A 17,724-nucleotide genomic window follows, 5' to 3' on the forward strand; every position below is an offset into this window, starting at 1 on the left:
TCAGAACGGAATATCGTCGTCGAAGTCCATCGGCGGTTCGTTGTTGTTGCTCGCCGGGGCGCTCTGCGGCTGAGGACGCGACTGCGCGCCGCCGCTGAACTGGTTGCCGCCCTGCGGCTGCTGTGGCTGACCCCAGCCGTTATTGTTGCCGCCGCCCTGACCGCCGCCCATCGGCGCGCCGCCAGCGCCAGCACCCTGCTGACGTCCGCCCAGCATCTGCATGGTGCCGCCGACGTTGACCACGACTTCCGTGGTATAGCGATCCTGGCCGCCCTGGTCCTGCCATTTGCGGGTGCGCAGCTGACCTTCGATATAAACCTGAGAACCTTTACGCAGATATTCGCCAGCGACTTCCGCCAGCTTGCCGAACAGCACGACGCGGTGCCATTCGGTGATCTCTTTATTTTCACCGGTCTGCTTGTCACGCCAGCTTTCCGACGTGGCCAGCGTAATGTTGGCAACCGCGCCACCATTCGGCATGTAGCGCACTTCCGGATCCTGACCCAGATTCCCGACAAGAATCACTTTATTTACGCCACGACTGGCCATGTTGCTCTCTCCCGATGAGTTAATGCTAAGAGTCTAAACGATCAATTCTATCACGTCCTGCTATGCGATCCCACTTTAGAGCCGGCTCGCAGAAGCGCTCATTTTACACCCAAAACACAAAAAATACTGGATATTTAATCAGTCTATTTTTTGTGCCATAATACCCTGTTTACGCTAATCGTGTCCGTCAGGCACGGGGCGTGCTGCTCAATCCGGGAAAGGTGAATGGATAAGATCGAAGTTCGTGGTGCCCGCACCCATAATTTGAAAAACATCAACCTGATCATCCCTCGCGACAAACTCATAGTGGTCACCGGCCTCTCAGGCTCCGGTAAGTCCTCTCTGGCGTTTGATACGCTCTATGCGGAAGGTCAGCGCCGCTACGTAGAGTCGCTCTCTGCCTATGCGCGTCAGTTTCTTTCTCTGATGGAGAAGCCGGACGTCGACCATATCGAAGGTCTGTCGCCCGCTATTTCTATCGAGCAGAAATCCACTTCACACAACCCGCGTTCTACGGTCGGCACCATCACCGAGATCCACGACTATCTGCGTCTGCTGTTCGCCCGCGTCGGCGAGCCGCGCTGTCCGGATCATGACGTGCCGCTGGCGGCGCAGACCGTGAGCCAGATGGTGGACAATGTGCTGGCCCAGGAAGAGGGCCGTCGCCTGATGCTGCTGGCGCCAGTGGTGAAAGACCGTAAGGGCGAACATACCAAAACGCTGGAAAATCTTGCGGCGCAGGGCTACATCCGGGCGCGTATCGACGGCGAAGTGTGCGATCTTTCCGATCCGCCGAAGCTGGAGCTGCAGAAAAAGCACACCATTGAAGTCGTGATCGATCGCTTCAAAGTACGCGAAGATCTGGCGACCCGCCTCGCTGAATCCTTTGAAACCGCGCTGGATCTCTCCGGCGGGACAGCGATCGTCGCCGATATGGATGACGCGAGCGCGGAAGAGCTGCTTTTCTCCGCTAACTTTGCCTGCCCGATCTGCGGCTACAGCATGCGCGAACTGGAGCCGCGTCTCTTTTCGTTCAATAACCCGGCCGGCGCCTGCCCTACCTGCGACGGCCTTGGCGTACAGCAATATTTCGATCCCGATCGCGTGGTGCAAAACGGCGAGCTTTCGCTGGCTGGCGGTGCGATCCGCGGCTGGGATCGCCGTAATTTCTATTACTTCCAGATGCTGCGCTCGCTGGCCGAGCACCTCGATTTCGACGTCGAAGCGCCGTTCAACACCCTGAACGATAAAGCGCGCCAGGTGATCCTGTACGGCTCCGGCAAAGAGAGCATCGAGTTTAAGTACATCAACGATCGCGGCGACACCTCTGTGCGTCGCCATCCGTTTGAAGGCGTGCTGCATAATATGGAGCGTCGCTACAAAGAGACGGAATCCGCCGCGGTACGCGAAGATCTGGCGAAATTTATCAGCAATCGCGCCTGCGCCACCTGCGACGGCACCCGTCTGCGTCGCGAAGCGCGTCATGTTTTTGTAGAAAACACCAATCTGCCGACCATCTCAGATATGAGCATCGGCCACGCGATGGATTTCTTCCGCAACCTCAAGCTGAGCGGCCAGCGCGCCAAAATCGCTGAAAAGGTGCTGAAGGAGATCGGCGATCGCCTGAGCTTCCTGGTTAATGTCGGCCTGAACTATTTGTCGATGTCACGCTCCGCAGAGACGCTTTCCGGCGGTGAAGCGCAGCGTATCCGTCTGGCGAGCCAGATCGGCGCGGGCCTGGTGGGCGTGATGTATGTGCTGGATGAGCCGTCTATCGGCCTGCACCAGCGCGACAACGAACGTCTGCTCAGCACGCTGATCCATCTACGCGATCTCGGCAACACCGTGATTGTGGTCGAACATGACGAAGACGCTATCCGTGCAGCCGACCATGTGATCGATATCGGTCCCGGCGCGGGCGTGCACGGCGGCCAGATCGTGGCGGAAGGTACGGTTAACGAGATTATGGCGGTGGAAGCGTCGCTGACCGGCCAGTTCCTCAGCGGCAAGCGAGAGATTGCGGTGCCGAAGGAGCGTGTGAAAGGCGATCCGACGAAGACGCTGAAGCTAAGCGGCGCGCGCGGCAATAACCTTAAAGACGTGACGCTGACACTGCCGGTCGGTCTGTTTACCTGTATCACCGGCGTCTCCGGCTCAGGTAAGTCGACGCTGATTAACGATACGCTGTTCCCGATCGCGCAGCGCCATCTGAATGGCGCAACCACTGGCGAAGCGGCCCCTTATCGTGAGATCAATGGACTTGAGCACTTCGACAAGGTGATCGATATCGATCAGAGCCCGATCGGCCGTACGCCGCGCTCTAACCCGGCGACCTACACCGGTATCTTTACGCCGGTGCGCGAGCTGTTCGCCGGGGTGCCGGAGGCGCGTTCGCGCGGCTATAATCCGGGCCGCTTCAGCTTTAACGTGCGCGGCGGCCGCTGCGAAGCCTGTCAGGGCGACGGCGTGCTGAAGGTAGAGATGCACTTCCTGCCCGATATCTATGTTCCCTGCGATCAGTGCAAAGGCAAGCGCTATAACCGCGAGACGCTGGAGATCAAATACAAAGGCAAGAGCATCCACGAAGTGCTGGAGATGACCATCGAAGAGGCGCGCGAGTTCTTTGACGCCGTCCCGGCGCTGGCGCGTAAGCTGCAGACCCTGATGGATGTGGGCCTCTCTTATATTCGTCTCGGCCAGTCGGCTACCACCCTTTCCGGCGGCGAAGCACAGCGCGTTAAGCTGGCGCGCGAGCTGTCGAAACGCGGCACCGGCCAGACGCTCTATATCCTGGATGAGCCCACCACCGGCCTGCACTTCGCCGATATCGCCCAGCTGCTGGAAGTGCTGCATCAGCTGCGCGATCAGGGCAACACCATCGTGGTGATTGAGCATAACCTTGACGTGATCAAGACTGCCGACTGGATTGTCGATCTGGGTCCGGAAGGCGGCAGCGGCGGCGGCGAGATCCTTGTCGCCGGCACGCCGGAAACCGTGGCGGAGTGTGAAAAATCGCATACCGCGCGCTTCCTGAAGCCGTTGCTGACGAAATAGTTCGCTGTCAGCAGTGCTACACTGACATTGCGTTAAACCTCTCAGGCCCGCTGCAAGCGGGCCTTTTTCATACTGCATATTCCATCCGATAAAAACAGAATCAGGCAAGATTCAGGCATGTATAGGCATAGCCGCGCTGGCGTTCTGTGACTATCCTTTTAAGCGTTCCTCATTGGCGCGCCCCGTTGGCCTCGCCCTCTTGCCGGGCGCCCTGCGCGCCGCACTCATCACTATTCTCACGACACAACGAACCTGGAGACACCATGAATATTACGCACGCCTATGCCGCTCAGGACGCGAAATCCAGACTGGCACCGTTCGATTACACCCCGCGCGAGCTGCGCGCGCATGATGTACAGATTGAAGTGTTGTTCTGTGGCGTTTGTCACTCTGACCTGCACCAGGCCCGCAACGAGTGGAAAAACACCCTTTTTCCGGTCGTGCCGGGACATGAAATCGTTGGTCGCGTAACTGCAGTCGGCGATCACGCCAGCAAATACAAACCAGGCGACCTGGTCGGCGTCGGCTGTATGGTCGACTCCTGCCGCAGCTGTCCGAGCTGTCAGGAAGGGCTGGAGCAATATTGCGAGGTCGGCTTTGTCGGCACCTATAACGGTCAGGATCGCGAAACCGGCGACGTCACCTACGGCGGTTACTCAACGTCGGTCGTCGTCGATGAGAACTTCGTGCTGCGCGTGCCGGAAAACCTGGAGCTGGCGGGCGTCGCACCGCTGCTGTGCGCAGGCATCACCACCTATTCGCCGCTGCGCCACTGGAACGTCGGCCCGGGCAAAAAAGTGGGCATCGTCGGCCTGGGCGGCCTCGGCCATATGGGCGTGAAGATTGCGCACGCGATGGGCGCGCATGTCGTGCTGTTCACCACCTCGCCGTCAAAAATTGAAGATGGCAAGCGCCTGGGCGCGGATGAGGTTGTGGTATCGAAAGATGCGGACCAGATGGCGCAGCACGTTAACAGCTTTGATTTCATCCTTAACACCGTGGCGGCGCAGCACGATCTCAACCCGTTTATCGCCCTGCTGAAGCGCGATGGCAATATGACGCTGGTTGGCGCGCCGGAGCACGATCACCCGGCACCGCAGGTCTTTAACCTGATCATGAAACGCCGCAGCATTGCCGGTTCGCTGATCGGCGGCATCGCCGAAACGCAGGAGATGCTCGATTTCTGCGGCAAGCACGGCATCACTTCTGATATCGAAATGATCGCGATGAATCAGATCAACGAAGCCTATGAGCGTATGCTGAAAAGCGACGTGAAATATCGCTTTGTTATAGATATCAATACGCTGCGCGACGAAGCGGCGGCGTAACGGCAACCAGGCGCGCGGCGCAACGCCGCGCGCTTCTCTCAGACGCCCGCCGCCCGGGTAGCGCCCGCCTGCTGATAAGAAGCATCCACCAGATAGTAGATTTGCGAATCCTTCAGCGACCCGTCCAGCAGCAGCGTGCTCCAGTGCGTCTTATTGAGATGCTCGCTGGGGAAAACGTCGCTGTGCTCCTCGCGCAGCAGCTCCGCCAGCGCAGGCGTGGTTTTGAGCGACACCGCCGGACGTCCGTTTACCTCATGCACCATGGCGAACAGTACGCCGCCGCTTTTGATTTGCGTCGCTTTCCAGTCGCTGTGAACGCTCTGCTCCGCGTCCGGTTTGTTCATACAGTAAGTCAGTAGATCTGACGTGTTCATTTCGACTCCCCTTGTAAAGTGGCGACAATGCGCCGCGCGCCGCCGTGAATGCGGTGTTCCCCTAACCAGATACCCTGCCAGGTGCCCAGCATCAGCTTGCCGCGCTGGACCGGCAGCAGCAGCGATACGCCCAGCATGGAAGATTTGATATGCGCCGGCATATCGTCGCGGCCTTCGTAATCATGCTGGTAAGGCGCCTCTTCCGGAACGTGACGCATAAAATGATTTTCCATATCGCTACGCACCGTGGGATCGCAGTTTTCATTCAGCGTCAGCGATGCTGAGGTGTGCTGCAGCAGCAGATGCAGCAGGCCGGTCTGCACCTGCCCCAGCGCCGGGATTTGACCGAGGATCTCTTCGGTGACCAGATGAAAGCCGCGGGGTTTCTCACCCAGCGTAAGCGTTTGTTGATGCCACATGCCTTTTTCCTGAATTGGTTACACCGTTTAAGTGTGCAATAAGTCGTGGAAAGGTAAACCTGAAGGCAAAAAAAAACCGCCAGCCTGAGCTGAGGGTTTCAGTTTACTGAAGAGAGGGGGGTCGGCCGCAGTGACGCGAAGGCTGGCCTCCCGGCCAGCGCGACCCGCGCAGATACGCCTCTTATCCCTGAGGCGCGCCCGTCGCCGGGCGAATGTTCTGCGCTTCAGTCCCAGTCGCGGGACGCTTTACGCGTCGGGTGCTCACCCGCTTGCAGATCTCATCCGCGCGATTACATTACCGCGGCAAACGCCTGCGCCACCTGCTGCACATTATTGCTGTTGAGACCGGCGACGCAAATACGGCCGCTGCCCACCAGATAGATGCCTAACTCATTGCGCAACCGCTCCACCTGCTGCGCGCTAAGGCCGGTATAGCTGAACATGCCGCGCTGCTTCAGCAGATAGTCGAAGTTTTTGCCAGGCAGCGCGGTGCTGAGCACATCCACCAGCGTTTTACGCATGGCGATAATACGCAGGCGCATCGCCTCCACTTCGGCCAGCCAGTTGGCTTTCAGCGCATCGTCATTCAGCACGCGCGCCACCACCTGCGCGCCGAAGTTCGGCGGGCTGGAGTAGTTGCGGCGCACCGTAGCTTTCAGCTGGCCGAGCACGCGCCCGGCTTCGTCGGCGCTGTCGCACACCACAGAGAGGCCGCCGACGCGCTCGCCATACAGCGAGAAGATTTTCGAGAAGGAGTTGCTGACCAGCGCCGGCAGACCCGCTGCGGCGATAGCGCGGATCGCATAGGCATCCGCTTCCATCCCTGCGCCGAAACCCTGATAGGCGATATCCAGGAACGGGATCAGCTCCTGCGCTTTTAGCACCTCAACGACTTGATCCCATTGCGCGTCAGTCAGATCGGCGCCGGTCGGGTTGTGGCAGCAGGGATGCAGCAGCACGATGCTCTGCTTCGGCAGCGCCTGCAGCGCGGCGAGGAAGGCGTCGAATTTGACGCCGTTGGTCTCTGCGTCGTACCACGGGTAGTGGTTAACGTCAAAGCCCGCGCCGGTAAAGATCGCCACATGGTTATCCCAGGTCGGATCGCTGACCCAGACGCCGGAATTGGGGAAGTAACGCTTGAGGAAATCTGCACCGACCTTCAGCGCGCCGGAGCCGCCCAGCGTCTGAATCGACGCGATACGGCCCGCTTTCAGCATTGGGTGCTCCGCGCCGAACAGCAGCGGCGCAATGGCGTTGCGGTACGCGTTGAGGCCTTCCATCGGCAGATAAAGCGACGCCTGCTGCGGCTCAGCCTTCAGCTGCTCTTCCGCGGCGGCGACCGCCTGGAGCTGAGGAATGATGCCCTGCTCGTCGTAGTAGAGGCCGATGCTGAGGTTCACTTTATTTGTGCGCGGATCCTGTTTGAAGGTTTCCATCAGCGACAGAATCGGATCGCCGGCGTAGGCATCAACGTTTTGAAACACGGTGCAGATCTCCATGAGTGGTCGTAAAAAACAGAGGTGTATGCAGCATTAAACCATGTACCGTCCGGGACGATGGTTCATGGCGATAATCAGATTAAGGATCACTGCGCCCGCTACCGACGCCAGCAGCATCGGTACGCTGACGACAAACAGCGACGCCAGCACAACGCAGGTATCGACGGCCATTTGCAGTTTCCCGGCGCGTAGCCCGATGCGATCCTGCAGCCACAGCGCCAGAATATTTATTCCGCCCAGGCTGGCTTTGTGTCGAAACAACACTATAAACCCAATGCCCATGATCACGTTACCGAACAGTGTCGCATAAAAGGGATTGAGCGCGGAAAAGTGGACGAACAGCGGGTGCAGATGGGTAAACAGCGATACCAGCCCCACCGCGCAGAAGGTTTTCAGCGTGAATTCCCATCCCATGCGGCGCACCGCCAGCCAGTAAAACGGCAGGTTGATCAGAAAAAAGGCGCTGCCGAAAGAGAGCGGCGACAGATAGCTGATTAAAAATGCGATGCCGGCGGTACTGCCGGTCAGCGCGCCCGCCTGCTTTAGCATAATGACGCCGAAAGAGACCATCAGCGTGCCGAGCAAAATCGCCAGCGCATCTTCAATGCGCGAATGAGGTATTCGGGTAGGTTCTACGACGTTATCCATGGGTCATCTCATTGCAGTCAAAGCCGAAAAAAACGTACCGCTCAGATGCAAAAAACGCACCATACCGTCAGCCCGTTGCTGCCTTCGGCAGGTGCCAGTGATTATCCAGTTGATAACTAAGGCGCTTTTGTTGCGTGGTTTTGCGCACGTTTTACGGCCAGGCCGTCAACCCATGCACAAATTCAGGATATTGTGCGTATCTTTTGCATAAATGGCGTCCGGATGCACCAAATAAGCACATCATGCACTCTTTTGGCGCACTTTGCGCTCGGGGAGCATCATCAGGCCATTCTCTTTCAAACGACCTAACACCACCGATGTTTTCACATGAGACACGCTTTGATGGCCCGCCACCAGCTGGCTTATCAGCGCGCTCAGCGAAGCGAGGTCGGCTACCGCCACTTTCAGCAGATAATCCGCGTCGCCGGTGGTTTTGTACGCGTCGACGATCGCCTCCTCCTGCTCTACCATGCGGTGAAAGCTATCGACATATTCATCGGTGTGGTTAATCAGCCGCACCTCAATCAGACCGACCATGCCCAGGCCAATCGCATCGGGCGAAAGACGCGCGTGATAGCCGAGGATTAAATTCGCCTGTTCAAGATTGATGCGGCGTCGCGAGCATTGCGATGCCGACAGGCCAACTAAATCGCTCAGCTCCTGGTTGGTTAAGCGGCCGTTGGATTGTAATAAGGTCAGTATTTTCAGGTCGTAATCGTCTACGTGAGTCATGCTGCTTCCAGTGCTTAAACATGCGCTGTGATACAGATAACCCGATTAAAGGCGAGGTTGTCCAACACTATTTTCTGATGATGCGAGGCGGCATGCACAGATTGTGCATGCCGAAAAGAGAGGCTATTCGTCGTCGTAAGCCGGGCCGGCATAGTTGTCGAAGCGCGACCACTGGCCGTTAAAGGTCAGGCGAACCGTACCGATAGGGCCGTTACGCTGCTTACCCAGAATGATCTCTGCGATGCCTTTAAGGTCGCTGTTTTCATGATAAACCTCGTCGCGGTAGATAAACATAATCAGATCGGCGTCCTGCTCGATAGAGCCTGATTCACGCAGGTCGGAGTTAACCGGGCGCTTATCGGCGCGCTGCTCCAGCGAGCGGTTCAGCTGCGACAGCGCCACGACCGGTACGTTGAGCTCTTTCGCCAGCGCCTTGAGCGAGCGGGAGATTTCGGCGATCTCCAGCGTGCGGTTATCGGAGAGCGACGGCACGCGCATCAGCTGCAGGTAGTCGATCATGATCATGCTCAACCCGCCGTTCTCGCGGAAAACGCGTCGCGCGCGCGAACGCACTTCAGTCGGCGTCAGGCCGGAAGAGTCGTCGATATACATATTTTTCTTCTCCAGCAGGATACCCATGGTGCCGGAGATACGCGCCCAGTCTTCATCGTCAAGCTGGCCGGTACGGATGCGCGTCTGGTCTACGCGCGATAGCGACGCCAGCATACGCATCATAATCTGCTCGCTGGGCATCTCCAGGCTGAAAATCAGCACTGGCTTGTCGTGCAGCATCGCGGCGTTTTCGCACAGGTTCATGGCGAAGGTGGTTTTACCCATCGACGGACGCGCCGCAACGATAATCAGATCTGACGGCTGCAGGCCGGCGGTCTTTTTATTCAGATCCTGATAGCCGGTATCGACGCCGGTTACGCCGTCGTGCGGCGTCGAGACAAGGGATTCAATGCGCGAAACCGTGGCTTCCAGCACTTCCTGAATATTTTTCGGCCCTTCATCTTTACTGGCGCGCGACTCGGCGATTTTAAAGACGTTGGATTCAGCGAAGTCGAGCAGTTCGTCGCTGTTGCGTCCCTGAGGATCGTAACCGGCGTCGGCGATCTGATTCGCCACCGAGATCATCTCGCGCACTACCGCGCGTTCGCGCACGATGTCCGCATAAGCGCCGATGTTCGCCGCGCTGGGGGTATTTTTCGCCAGTTCCGCCAGGTAGGCGAATCCGCCCGCCATTTCAAGCTCGCCGCGCGTTTCCAGCGACTCCGACAGCGTGATGAGGTCGATGGGCTGGCCCGCTTCCAGCAGGCGCTGCATCTCGGAAAAAATCAGACGATGCGAACGGTTAAAAAAATCTTCCGCCACGACGCGCTCGGAGACGTTATCCCAGCGTTCGTTATCCAGCATCAACCCACCCAGCACCGACTGCTCCGCTTCAATCGAATGCGGCGGCATTTTGATACCTTCCAGCTGCCGGTCGGGCGTGTCGTTCGATTTGTTGGTGGGTTTATTTCCTGCCATAGTGAATGCAATACCGATCTTCTGAGGGGACGCGCCAGTATACCTTATGGCGACGCGCCTCTCACGCCTCATATTGAACAATCACAGGAGTAAAAATGGCAAAGCGTATTCAGTTTACCGCGCAGGGCGGGCCTGAGGTATTGCAATGGGTGGACGTCGATCCTGCCGATCCTGCTGAACACGAAGTGCAGGTGGAGAATCGCGCCATCGGCATTAACTTCATTGACACCTACGTGCGCAGCGGACTTTATCCGGTTCCTGCTCTGCCTTCGGGTCTCGGCACCGAAGCCGCGGGCGTGGTAAAGCGCGTCGGCAGCGCGGTGACGCGCTTTAAGCCGGGCGACCGCGTGGTCTATTGCCAGGCAGCGCTGGGCGCCTATAGCGAACTGCACAACGTGGCGGAAGATCGCCTGATGCCGTTACCGGACGCCATTAGCTTTGAGCAGGCCGCCGCCAGCTTTCTGAAGGGCCTGACCGTACACTATCTGCTGCGCCAGACCTATCAGGTGAAGCCGGACGAAACGTTTCTGTTTCACGCGGCGGCGGGCGGCGTCGGCCTGATCGCCTGCCAGTGGGCGAAAGCGCTTGGCGCGCACCTGATCGGCACTGTCGGGTCGGCGGAAAAGGCTAAGCTGGCGAAAGAGGCAGGCGCCTGGGCGACCATTAACTACCGTGAAGAGAACATCGCTGAACGCGTCAGCCAGCTGACTAACGGCAAAAAAGTGGCGGTCGTGTATGACTCAGTGGGTAAAGATACCTGGGAAGCGTCACTGGATTCGCTGCGTCGTCAGGGGCTTATGGTGAGTTTTGGTAATGCTTCCGGCCCGGTCACCGGCGTGAATCTCGGCATCCTTAATCAGAAAGGCTCGCTGTTTGTGACGCGCCCATCGCTTTACGGCTACATCACCAACCGCGAAGAGCTGGAGCACGCCAGCAACGATCTCTTCTCGCTGCTGGCCAGCGGCGCAATCAAGGTTGAGGTGCCGGAACAGCAGAAATTCCCGCTGAAAGAGGCGGAGCGAGCGCATCGTTCGCTGGAAAACCGCAGCACGCAAGGCTCCAGCCTGCTGATTCCCTGATTCCAGAATGCAAACGGGGCTTCCCGAAGGAAGCCCCTTTTCTTTTTATCGTTCGCGCTGGTGTAGGGACAGCGGCGATGAATTCATGTCGACTCAACGGCGAACATCCTGGCAGAAAACATAAGTAAAAAATATGTTTAATTGCAAAACTGGCATAAGCAATCTTTCAGTCTGTGATCGCCTCCGCAATTAATAGCCGCGACGTCGCTCTAACTTGCTGATTTTGCGGCGTAGCCTGCGGCGTGCACGCTCACGACCATCGCCAGAAAAGGCGCGATAAGCCCAGGCGGCAACCAGCGCCAGCACCAGCCATGGCAACAATTTGATTACAAGCGCAAACAGGCCGCCGACAAACATGACCACCGTGGCAACCACCAGCGCCGCCAGCACGCCCAGCAGCGAGACGCCGGTCACCAGCAGCATCAGAAAAAAGCCCAGCACGAATAAAATTTCCACTTCGTTACTCCTCTTGTTAGTTCTACACTTTTATTTCATGAGGTTATTTCAAGAAGCGTGCCACAATATAATCTGTTGATTTTATTATAAATACCTCTGAGACAAAGTCTTGCTCATAGTGAAATTCGCCGATTTATGGCGTAAAAAAAACCAGCGCTCAGGCTGGTCTTTTTATGTAGTGAAAAGCCGTCACGCTTCCTGTGGGATTTTATCCGCCACCAGCGCCAGCGCAGCTTCCAGCACGCGTACGTCTGCGCCCGGCTTATGCGCATTCTCGCTCAGATGGCGACGCCACTGGCGCGCGCCTGGGATGCCCTGGAATAAACCCAGCATATGACGCGTGACATGGCCCAGATAAGTGCCCTTCGCCAGCTCCGCCTCAATATAGGGATACATGCTGCGCACCACCGCCACCGGATCGACAGCCGGCGCGTCGCGGCCAAACAGCTCGCGATCTACCTGCGCCAGCAGGCCTGGATTCTGGTAGGCCTCACGCCCCATCATCACGCCGTCGAGATAGTGCAGATGGGTTTTCGCCTCTTCCAGTGACTTTACGCCGCCGTTAATAGCAATAGTCAGCTGCGGAAAGTCACGCTTCAGCTGGTAGACGCGCGGATAGTCGAGCGGCGGGATCTCGCGGTTCTCTTTAGGACTCAGGCCGGAGAGCCAGGCTTTGCGCGCATGGATAATAAAGGTGTCGCAGCCGCCGCGCTGCGCCACGGTGCCGACAAAGTCAGTCAGAAAGGCGTAGCTGTCCTGCTCGTCAATGCCGATACGGGTCTTTACCGTCACCGGAATCGAAACGACCTGGCGCATGGCGTCGATACATTCGGCCACCAGCGAGGCTTCCGCCATCAGGCAGGCACCGAACCGACCATTTTGCACCCGATCGGAAGGACAGCCGACGTTGAGGTTTACCTCATCGTAGCCGCGCGCCTCCGCCAGTTTCGCACACTGCGCCAGCGCCGCCGGGTCACTGCCGCCGAGCTGCAGCGCAACCGGATGCTCCGCCTCGCTGTAGGCCAGATAGTCGCCCTTGCCGTGAATAATGGCGCCGGTCGTCACCATTTCGGTGTACAGCAGCGCATCGCCGGTCAGCTGGCGATGAAAATACCGACAGTGTCGGTCGGTCCAGTCGAGCATTGGCGCGATGGAAAAACGTTGCGGGGAAAAAGAGTTGCTCATGAAGCGCAGAAAATCCGTTAAGGGTGATGATAATCTGCGCAAGGATAACACATTAACAGGATGCCGGGCGACTCTGCGTCGCCCGGTTTACAGAGGGCTGGAAACGCTGATCAGAAGTTAAAACCGAGCTGCATCATCGCACCCCAGGTGTTGTCGTCGCCCACCGAGCCCGCCAGATCCAGATGGACCTTGTTGTTGAACGGCGCCAGGCCGAAACCCGCGGTAAAGACGTTTTCATCGTTGGATTTCATATCCGCGCGGTAACCGGCGCGCAGCGCCAGCCAGTCCAGCACGCGATATTCACCGCCAATCCCAGCGTACTGGCTGCTCTCTTCCGATTTGAAACGCTTGGTTTCGGTCAGGTCTACATCCAGCGCAGCGGTAAAGGGACCGCCGGTCCATGACAGGCCAGAGGTCACCAGCGGACGGATCTGATAGGTATCGCGATAGCCGTTGGTCTCTTTGGTCTTCAGATCGCGCGATACCAGGTTCTGCCCGGTGACGCCCAGCGTCCAGTTGTCGCCCAGCGGCGTCGCTAAACCGGCATCGATGTTGAAGCCGGTATTATCGTTGCGGTAGCGGCTGCCGTTGAGGTCATTTTTATCGTAGTTATAGATGCTGGCGGTGTAGTTATAGAGCCAGGTTTTCTGGATCTTCGGCGTAACGCCCAGCGAAACCGGATGGCCCGCCACGTTGAATTCATGCGCCACGGAGATGCCGTAATCAGTTACCAGTGCCGCGAGTCCGTTTGCGCTGGAGCGTAAGTTATTTTGATCGCCCGGCACGGGAATCACTGTACCGTTCGCCACACCGTCAAGATAGGCGATGTCGCTCTGCGCCACGTTGGCGCGCAGGTGCACCGTGCCGTAAGCCTTGGTGATAAAGGCGAATGGCAAGGTTTCATTGGGTACGGTTACTGCCAGCGCGACGCCCGCCGTGGCGTTAGCCTTATTGCCGCGCAGATCGCGCAGCTGATTCGCTACGTCTTTTGACGCCGTCTTCAACTGCGGGTAGCCGTTAAGATAGTCACGGAAGGTCAGGCCATTAATCACGTCACGATAGCGATCAACGGTATCGCTGATGTCATCGACTTTGTCGACCATCTTGTCTTTATCAGTAATCTGCAAGCCCGCAGACGGGAAAATGATGCCGACATTATCATCCGGCTGCGCGCGCGTCATCAGCGCCGGGTTCGCCAGTACGGCTGAGCTCCACGTAGAGGAAGCGACACCTGTACCGCCCATCGCGTCGTTACGCGCGTCATACCAGGTACCCGCAGCCATTGCGGAAGAGGAGATAAAAAGCGCATTTAAAACAGCAGGATATAAAAGCGCGGAGCGCCGGGTGGTTTTGTTCGCCATTTGTCTGCCATCACCTTGATCAGGAAAACATTCATCATCGGAATTTGTCGTTAGCGCTATTGTGAACGGCGGCTAACGGTTCATTGCTGTGAATTCAGTCGAAACAGCACTGTTATTCGCCGGATTGGATGTTTTAGCTACAAATCGGCGCTTTTATTATTTAGCGGGATAGTTAAAAAAGGGTATTAAGGCCAGCGGTTTCTTAAGGCCTCATGAACATTAGTGCTTAACCTGGTGAGTTGTAAAGCGAATCGTTAATTTTGTTGCTTTATATCTCAGTAAGGCTGGCACTGCTAAGCCGCTTTGCGGTATAGCTGGTCGCTGAATACCTATTTAATTTATTGATATTTAATTGGAAATGAGCAAAGAAGAGATAACAACCGCAACTCCAGCGCAAGCGATTTTAGTGTGATAAAATAACATCTCGTTTTTAGCGGAGAAGCACCATGTCGATAATGACGCCCGAGCAAATCATGACCCAGGCTGAGAAACTCTGCCTGCAACGCGGGGTGCGCCTGACAGCGCAGCGCGCCGAAGTGTTACGTCTGATGGCTGCGCAGCATGGATCGATTAGCGCTTATGACCTGCTGGACCAGTTACGCGCCAGCGAGCCGCAGGCGAAACCGCCGACGGTCTATCGCGCGCTCGATTTTTTGCTGGAACAGGGCTTTATTCACCGCGTAGAGTCAAACAACAGTTATGTCATTTGCCATCACTTTGAAGCGCCCGCCCATACCTCGGTGATGCTGGTATGCGATCGCTGCGCGGCGGTGACGGAGAAACAGGCGCAGGGTGTAGAGAAGATTATTGACGATCTCGCTGGCGAAGCGCGCTTTGTCCTGCGACATAGCGTGATTGAGGCGCATGGGCTTTGTGTGGACTGTGCTGAGGTAGAAGCCTGCATGGAGCACGATAGCTGCGATCATGACCATGAGACAGAAGGGAAAAAACGCGGGAAAAGAGGGTAACCGGCACCTCCCTGTGCCGGGCGTTCAGACAAAAGCTGAACGGGGAGATTACCAGCGGTAATCTTTGTTCTGGGTTTCCCAGTCTGAGACTTCTTTCTCTGCCTCATCCTTAGCGTAACCGTAGCGTTCCTGAATTTTGCCGACAAGCTGATCGCGTTTACCTTCGATAACCTGCATATCATCGTCGGTCAGCTTGCCCCATTTTTCTTTGAATTTGCCTTTGAACTGCTTCCAGTTACCACTCGCTTCGTCTTTATTCATTTCAGACCTCCACGTCATCCTTAGTTTTACATACCACCATGTAATGGCAGTACGACAATACAAAGCGCTGCTGTGTCGCGCTGTTGTAAGGTAATTATAGTAGACGAATCGGCAACTGCGGGATAATTACAGAATAATCTGTTTAACGAGGCGTAAATCAGACGCGAGCGCAGAGGCTAATTAGCAGCTAAACCAGCGGTTTAGACGCCATTCACGCCGCCAGATTAGCCAGAGCGAGACGCCGCGCAGCGCGAGAAAGACCGTCACCGCCAGCCATAAACCGTGGTTACCCAGCCAGGGCAAGGTCAGCAGCGTCAGGAAATAGCCGAGCGCGGCAACCGCCATACTGTTACGCATTTCTCGCCCGCGCGTTGCGCCGATGAACAGGCCATCCAGCAGATAGCACCACACCCCCGCCAGCGGCAGGATGATTTGCCAGAACAGATAGCGATCCACCTGCTGCCGCAGCGAATCCAGCGAGGTGAGCGCCGCCACTATAGCTTCGCCGCTCGCCGCGTAAATCAGCGCGAACGCCAGCGCCACCATTCCTGCCTGACGACAGGCGGCGTGCCATACAGCCAGCAGCCTGTCGCCGTCGCGCGCGCCGTAGGCTTCGCCAGAGACAGCTTCCACCGCGTAGGCGAAACCGTCGAGCGCATAGGCGGTAAAGGTGATAAACATCAGCAGAACGGCATTAGCGGCGACGATCTCAGGCCCCAGACGCGCGCCGATCAGGGTGAGCGAAGCAAAGCAGAGCTGCAGCAACAGCGAGCGCAGCATAATGTCGCGATTGAGACGCAGCAGACGGCTAATATCGCCGCGCCAGCTCTGTTTCAGCATCGCCATGGAGATGCCGCGTATTTTCAGTACGCGCCACACCATCGCCAGCCCTACCGCCAGCGTGACATATTCCGCCACCGCCGTTGCGGTCGCCGCGCCCGCGACGCCCCACTTCAGCCCCGGCACCAGCCAGAGATCGAGCAGGATATTTACCGCGTTGCCCACCACCAGCAGCACAACCGGCGCGCGGGCATACTGCACGCCAAGCAGCCAGCCGAGGATCACCATGTTCGCCAGCGTCGCCGGCGCGCTAAGCCAGCGGATATGAATGAAGAGCGCGGCCTGTTCCAGCACCTGCGGATTGCCGCCCGCCAGCCGACTCGCCAGCGAACTTAACGGATCGCGCAGCAGCACAAACAGTCCGCCAGCAAGCAGCGCCATCAGCAGCGGCTGCGTCAACGCGCGCGCCAGCGCCTGCGGGTCGCGTGCGCCAAAGGCCTGAGCGGTAAAGCCCGTGGTGCTCATGCGAAGAAACAGGAAAAGCATAAAGACGAAGCTGGTGGCGGTGGTGCCAATCGCCACGCCGCCAAGGTAAACCGGACTGTTGAGATGGCCGATAACGGCGGTATCCACCAGGCCGAGCAGCGGCACGGTAATGTTAGAAAGGATCATCGGCAGCGCCAGCCGCCAGAGGTGTCGGTCGTCTGTAGAGAAGAGACGCATCAGCCGGTCCATGCCTGAAAACGTAAAACAGAAAGGAGCGGCGTTAACCGCATTGAGAGCGCTTTAACAGCTTATCGTACAGACGCCTGACGAAACGATACAGGCGTCTGAAGGCAACCGGTCAGAGCCACTCGCCGTTGCGCACCACGCCCACCGCCAGACCTTCAACGGTCAGCGACTGCGTGCGGGTATCGACGATAATCGGCTCGAAGTCGTTGTTTTCCGGCAGCAGATGCACCACGGTGCCCTGCTTTTTCCAGCGCTTTACCGTGACTTCGTCATCGATGCGCGCCACTACGACCTGGCCGTTACGCACATCCTGCGTTTTATGTACCGCCAGCAGATCGCCATCCATAATGCCGATATCTTTCATCGACATTCCCGCGACGCGCAGCAGAAAATCAGCAGAAGGCTTAAACAGGTCGGGATCAACTTTGTAATGCGTTTCAATATGTTCCTGCGCCAGCAGCGGTTCACCGGCGGCGACGCGGCCGATCAACGGCAGCCCGTTAGACTCTTCCTCTTCCATCAGCAGGCGAATGCCGCGTGATGCGCCGGAGACGATCTCGATAACGCCTTTACGTGCCAGCGCTTTCAAATGTTCTTCGGCGGCGTTGGGGGAACGGAACCCCAGCTGCGAGGCGATTTCCGCACGCGTCGGCGGCATGCCCGTCTGGTTAATATGGTCGCGAATCAGGTCATAAACCTGTTGCTGCCTGGTGGTTAATGCTTTCATCCCGCCCCCTGGTTGTTTATACAGTCGCTGTGAGTATATACA

Annotated in this window: 17 protein-coding genes; 4 read left to right on the top strand and 13 right to left on the bottom strand. The window is 57.5% G+C overall.

Features of this window, described 5'->3' with window-relative positions; all coding sequences use genetic code 11:
• On the bottom strand, positions 1 to 549 hold the full coding sequence (gene ssb1 / locus EKL29_RS06490; protein WP_120455175.1) for a single-stranded DNA-binding protein SSB1: 549 nt from the start codon (positions 547 to 549) through the stop codon (positions 1 to 3).
• A 225-nt stretch (positions 550 to 774) separates the two neighbouring features.
• Here ssb1 and uvrA point away from each other — a divergent pair, with 225 nt between their 5' ends.
• The gene (gene uvrA, locus EKL29_RS06495) at positions 775 to 3,603 is read left to right on the top strand and encodes an excinuclease ABC subunit UvrA (RefSeq protein WP_120455173.1); all 2,829 of its coding nucleotides are present in this window, start codon (positions 775 to 777) and stop codon (positions 3,601 to 3,603) included.
• Between the two features lie 263 nt (positions 3,604 to 3,866).
• Positions 3,867 to 4,931, top strand: a complete 1,065-nt coding sequence (locus tag EKL29_RS06500) for an NAD(P)-dependent alcohol dehydrogenase (protein WP_120455171.1) — start codon at positions 3,867 to 3,869, stop codon at positions 4,929 to 4,931.
• A gap of 38 nt (positions 4,932 to 4,969) precedes the next feature.
• On the opposite strand, the gene EKL29_RS06505 is transcribed toward EKL29_RS06500, so the two are convergent.
• The 6 genes from EKL29_RS06505 to dnaB form a co-directional block, all read right to left on the bottom strand.
• Positions 4,970 to 5,305 (bottom strand): MmcQ/YjbR family DNA-binding protein, encoded by a 336-nt coding sequence (locus EKL29_RS06505; protein WP_120455169.1) that lies wholly within the window; start codon positions 5,303 to 5,305, stop codon positions 4,970 to 4,972.
• Positions 5,302 to 5,724 (bottom strand): secondary thiamine-phosphate synthase enzyme YjbQ, encoded by a 423-nt coding sequence (locus EKL29_RS06510; RefSeq protein WP_120455168.1) that lies wholly within the window; start codon positions 5,722 to 5,724, stop codon positions 5,302 to 5,304. Before EKL29_RS06510 ends, EKL29_RS06505 begins: the two co-directional genes overlap by 4 nt.
• A 290-nt stretch (positions 5,725 to 6,014) precedes the next feature.
• The gene (locus tag EKL29_RS06515) at positions 6,015 to 7,208 is read right to left on the bottom strand and encodes an amino acid aminotransferase (protein ID WP_126689153.1); all 1,194 of its coding nucleotides are present in this window, start codon (positions 7,206 to 7,208) and stop codon (positions 6,015 to 6,017) included.
• Between the two features lie 48 nt (positions 7,209 to 7,256).
• Positions 7,257 to 7,871 carry a YitT family protein gene (locus EKL29_RS06520; protein WP_120455166.1) on the bottom strand — a complete coding sequence of 205 codons (615 nt, stop codon included), beginning with the start codon at positions 7,869 to 7,871 and terminating at the stop codon, positions 7,257 to 7,259.
• Between the two features lie 240 nt (positions 7,872 to 8,111).
• Positions 8,112 to 8,603: an Lrp/AsnC family transcriptional regulator gene (locus EKL29_RS06525; protein WP_126689154.1), complete on the bottom strand. Its 492-nt coding sequence runs from the start codon at positions 8,601 to 8,603 to the stop codon at positions 8,112 to 8,114.
• 123 nt (positions 8,604 to 8,726) lie between these two features.
• On the bottom strand, positions 8,727 to 10,133 hold the full coding sequence (gene dnaB / locus EKL29_RS06530; protein ID WP_033793192.1) for a replicative DNA helicase: 1,407 nt from the start codon (positions 10,131 to 10,133) through the stop codon (positions 8,727 to 8,729).
• A gap of 95 nt (positions 10,134 to 10,228) precedes the next feature.
• Between dnaB and EKL29_RS06535 the strand changes: the two genes are divergently transcribed.
• Positions 10,229 to 11,212: a quinone oxidoreductase gene (locus tag EKL29_RS06535; RefSeq protein WP_120455163.1), complete on the top strand. Its 984-nt coding sequence runs from the start codon at positions 10,229 to 10,231 to the stop codon at positions 11,210 to 11,212.
• A gap of 189 nt (positions 11,213 to 11,401) precedes the next feature.
• Here EKL29_RS06535 and pspG read toward each other — a convergent pair whose 3' ends face one another.
• The 3 genes from pspG to EKL29_RS06550 all read right to left on the bottom strand — a co-directional run bounded on the left by pspG (position 11,402) and on the right by EKL29_RS06550 (position 14,214).
• On the bottom strand, positions 11,402 to 11,668 hold the full coding sequence (gene pspG, locus EKL29_RS06540; RefSeq protein ID WP_120455161.1) for an envelope stress response protein PspG: 267 nt from the start codon (positions 11,666 to 11,668) through the stop codon (positions 11,402 to 11,404).
• A gap of 189 nt (positions 11,669 to 11,857) precedes the next feature.
• Positions 11,858 to 12,853: a tRNA dihydrouridine(20/20a) synthase DusA gene (dusA, locus tag EKL29_RS06545; RefSeq protein ID WP_120455160.1), complete on the bottom strand. Its 996-nt coding sequence runs from the start codon at positions 12,851 to 12,853 to the stop codon at positions 11,858 to 11,860.
• A gap of 110 nt (positions 12,854 to 12,963) precedes the next feature.
• On the bottom strand, positions 12,964 to 14,214 hold the full coding sequence (locus EKL29_RS06550; protein ID WP_126689155.1) for a conjugal transfer protein TraF: 1,251 nt from the start codon (positions 14,212 to 14,214) through the stop codon (positions 12,964 to 12,966).
• A gap of 446 nt (positions 14,215 to 14,660) precedes the next feature.
• Here EKL29_RS06550 and zur point away from each other — a divergent pair, with 446 nt between their 5' ends.
• Positions 14,661 to 15,182, top strand: coding sequence for a zinc uptake transcriptional repressor Zur (gene zur, locus EKL29_RS06555; protein ID WP_126689156.1), 522 nt, complete (start codon positions 14,661 to 14,663; stop codon positions 15,180 to 15,182).
• Positions 15,183 to 15,230: 48 nt separating this feature from the next.
• Here zur and EKL29_RS06560 read toward each other — a convergent pair whose 3' ends face one another.
• The 3 genes from EKL29_RS06560 to lexA form a co-directional block, all read right to left on the bottom strand.
• A complete protein-coding gene (locus EKL29_RS06560) occupies positions 15,231 to 15,443 on the bottom strand; it encodes a CsbD family protein (RefSeq protein WP_033749146.1) in 213 nt (70 codons plus the stop codon).
• Between the two features lie 180 nt (positions 15,444 to 15,623).
• On the bottom strand, positions 15,624 to 16,946 hold the full coding sequence (dinF, locus tag EKL29_RS06565) for an MATE family efflux transporter DinF (protein WP_126689157.1): 1,323 nt from the start codon (positions 16,944 to 16,946) through the stop codon (positions 15,624 to 15,626).
• 121 nt (positions 16,947 to 17,067) lie between these two features.
• Entirely contained in the window at positions 17,068 to 17,682 is a 615-nt protein-coding gene (gene lexA / locus EKL29_RS06570; RefSeq protein WP_033749144.1) for a transcriptional repressor LexA, read from the bottom strand.
• Between the last annotated feature and the right edge of the window lie 42 nt (positions 17,683 to 17,724).

Origin of the sequence: Pantoea sp. YU22, assembly GCF_003970755.1 — a bacterium.
Classification (GTDB): domain Bacteria; phylum Pseudomonadota; class Gammaproteobacteria; order Enterobacterales; family Enterobacteriaceae; genus Pantoea; species Pantoea piersonii.

Bases quoted from the DNA above. Each gene is read 5' to 3' on its own strand.
- EKL29_RS06500 (WP_120455171.1), top strand. From the start codon at position 3,867: ATGAATATTACGCACGCCTATGCCGCTCAGGACGCGAAATCCAGACTG.
- dnaB (WP_033793192.1), bottom strand. From the start codon at position 10,133: ATGGCAGGAAATAAACCCACCAACAAATCGAACGACACGCCCGACCGG.
- EKL29_RS06535 (WP_120455163.1), top strand. From the start codon at position 10,229: ATGGCAAAGCGTATTCAGTTTACCGCGCAGGGCGGGCCTGAGGTATTG.
- dinF (WP_126689157.1), bottom strand. From the start codon at position 16,946: ATGCGTCTCTTCTCTACAGACGACCGACACCTCTGGCGGCTGGCGCTG.
- dusA (WP_120455160.1), bottom strand. From the start codon at position 12,853: ATGAGCAACTCTTTTTCCCCGCAACGTTTTTCCATCGCGCCAATGCTC.
- EKL29_RS06550 (WP_126689155.1), bottom strand. From the start codon at position 14,214: ATGGCGAACAAAACCACCCGGCGCTCCGCGCTTTTATATCCTGCTGTT.
- EKL29_RS06560 (WP_033749146.1), bottom strand. From the start codon at position 15,443: ATGAATAAAGACGAAGCGAGTGGTAACTGGAAGCAGTTCAAAGGCAAA.
- EKL29_RS06510 (WP_120455168.1), bottom strand. From the start codon at position 5,724: ATGTGGCATCAACAAACGCTTACGCTGGGTGAGAAACCCCGCGGCTTT.
- lexA (WP_033749144.1), bottom strand. From the start codon at position 17,682: ATGAAAGCATTAACCACCAGGCAGCAACAGGTTTATGACCTGATTCGC.
- EKL29_RS06525 (WP_126689154.1), bottom strand. From the start codon at position 8,603: ATGACTCACGTAGACGATTACGACCTGAAAATACTGACCTTATTACAA.
- uvrA (WP_120455173.1), top strand. From the start codon at position 775: ATGGATAAGATCGAAGTTCGTGGTGCCCGCACCCATAATTTGAAAAAC.
- EKL29_RS06520 (WP_120455166.1), bottom strand. From the start codon at position 7,871: ATGGATAACGTCGTAGAACCTACCCGAATACCTCATTCGCGCATTGAA.
- zur (WP_126689156.1), top strand. From the start codon at position 14,661: ATGTCGATAATGACGCCCGAGCAAATCATGACCCAGGCTGAGAAACTC.
- ssb1 (WP_120455175.1), bottom strand. From the start codon at position 549: ATGGCCAGTCGTGGCGTAAATAAAGTGATTCTTGTCGGGAATCTGGGT.
- EKL29_RS06505 (WP_120455169.1), bottom strand. From the start codon at position 5,305: ATGAACACGTCAGATCTACTGACTTACTGTATGAACAAACCGGACGCG.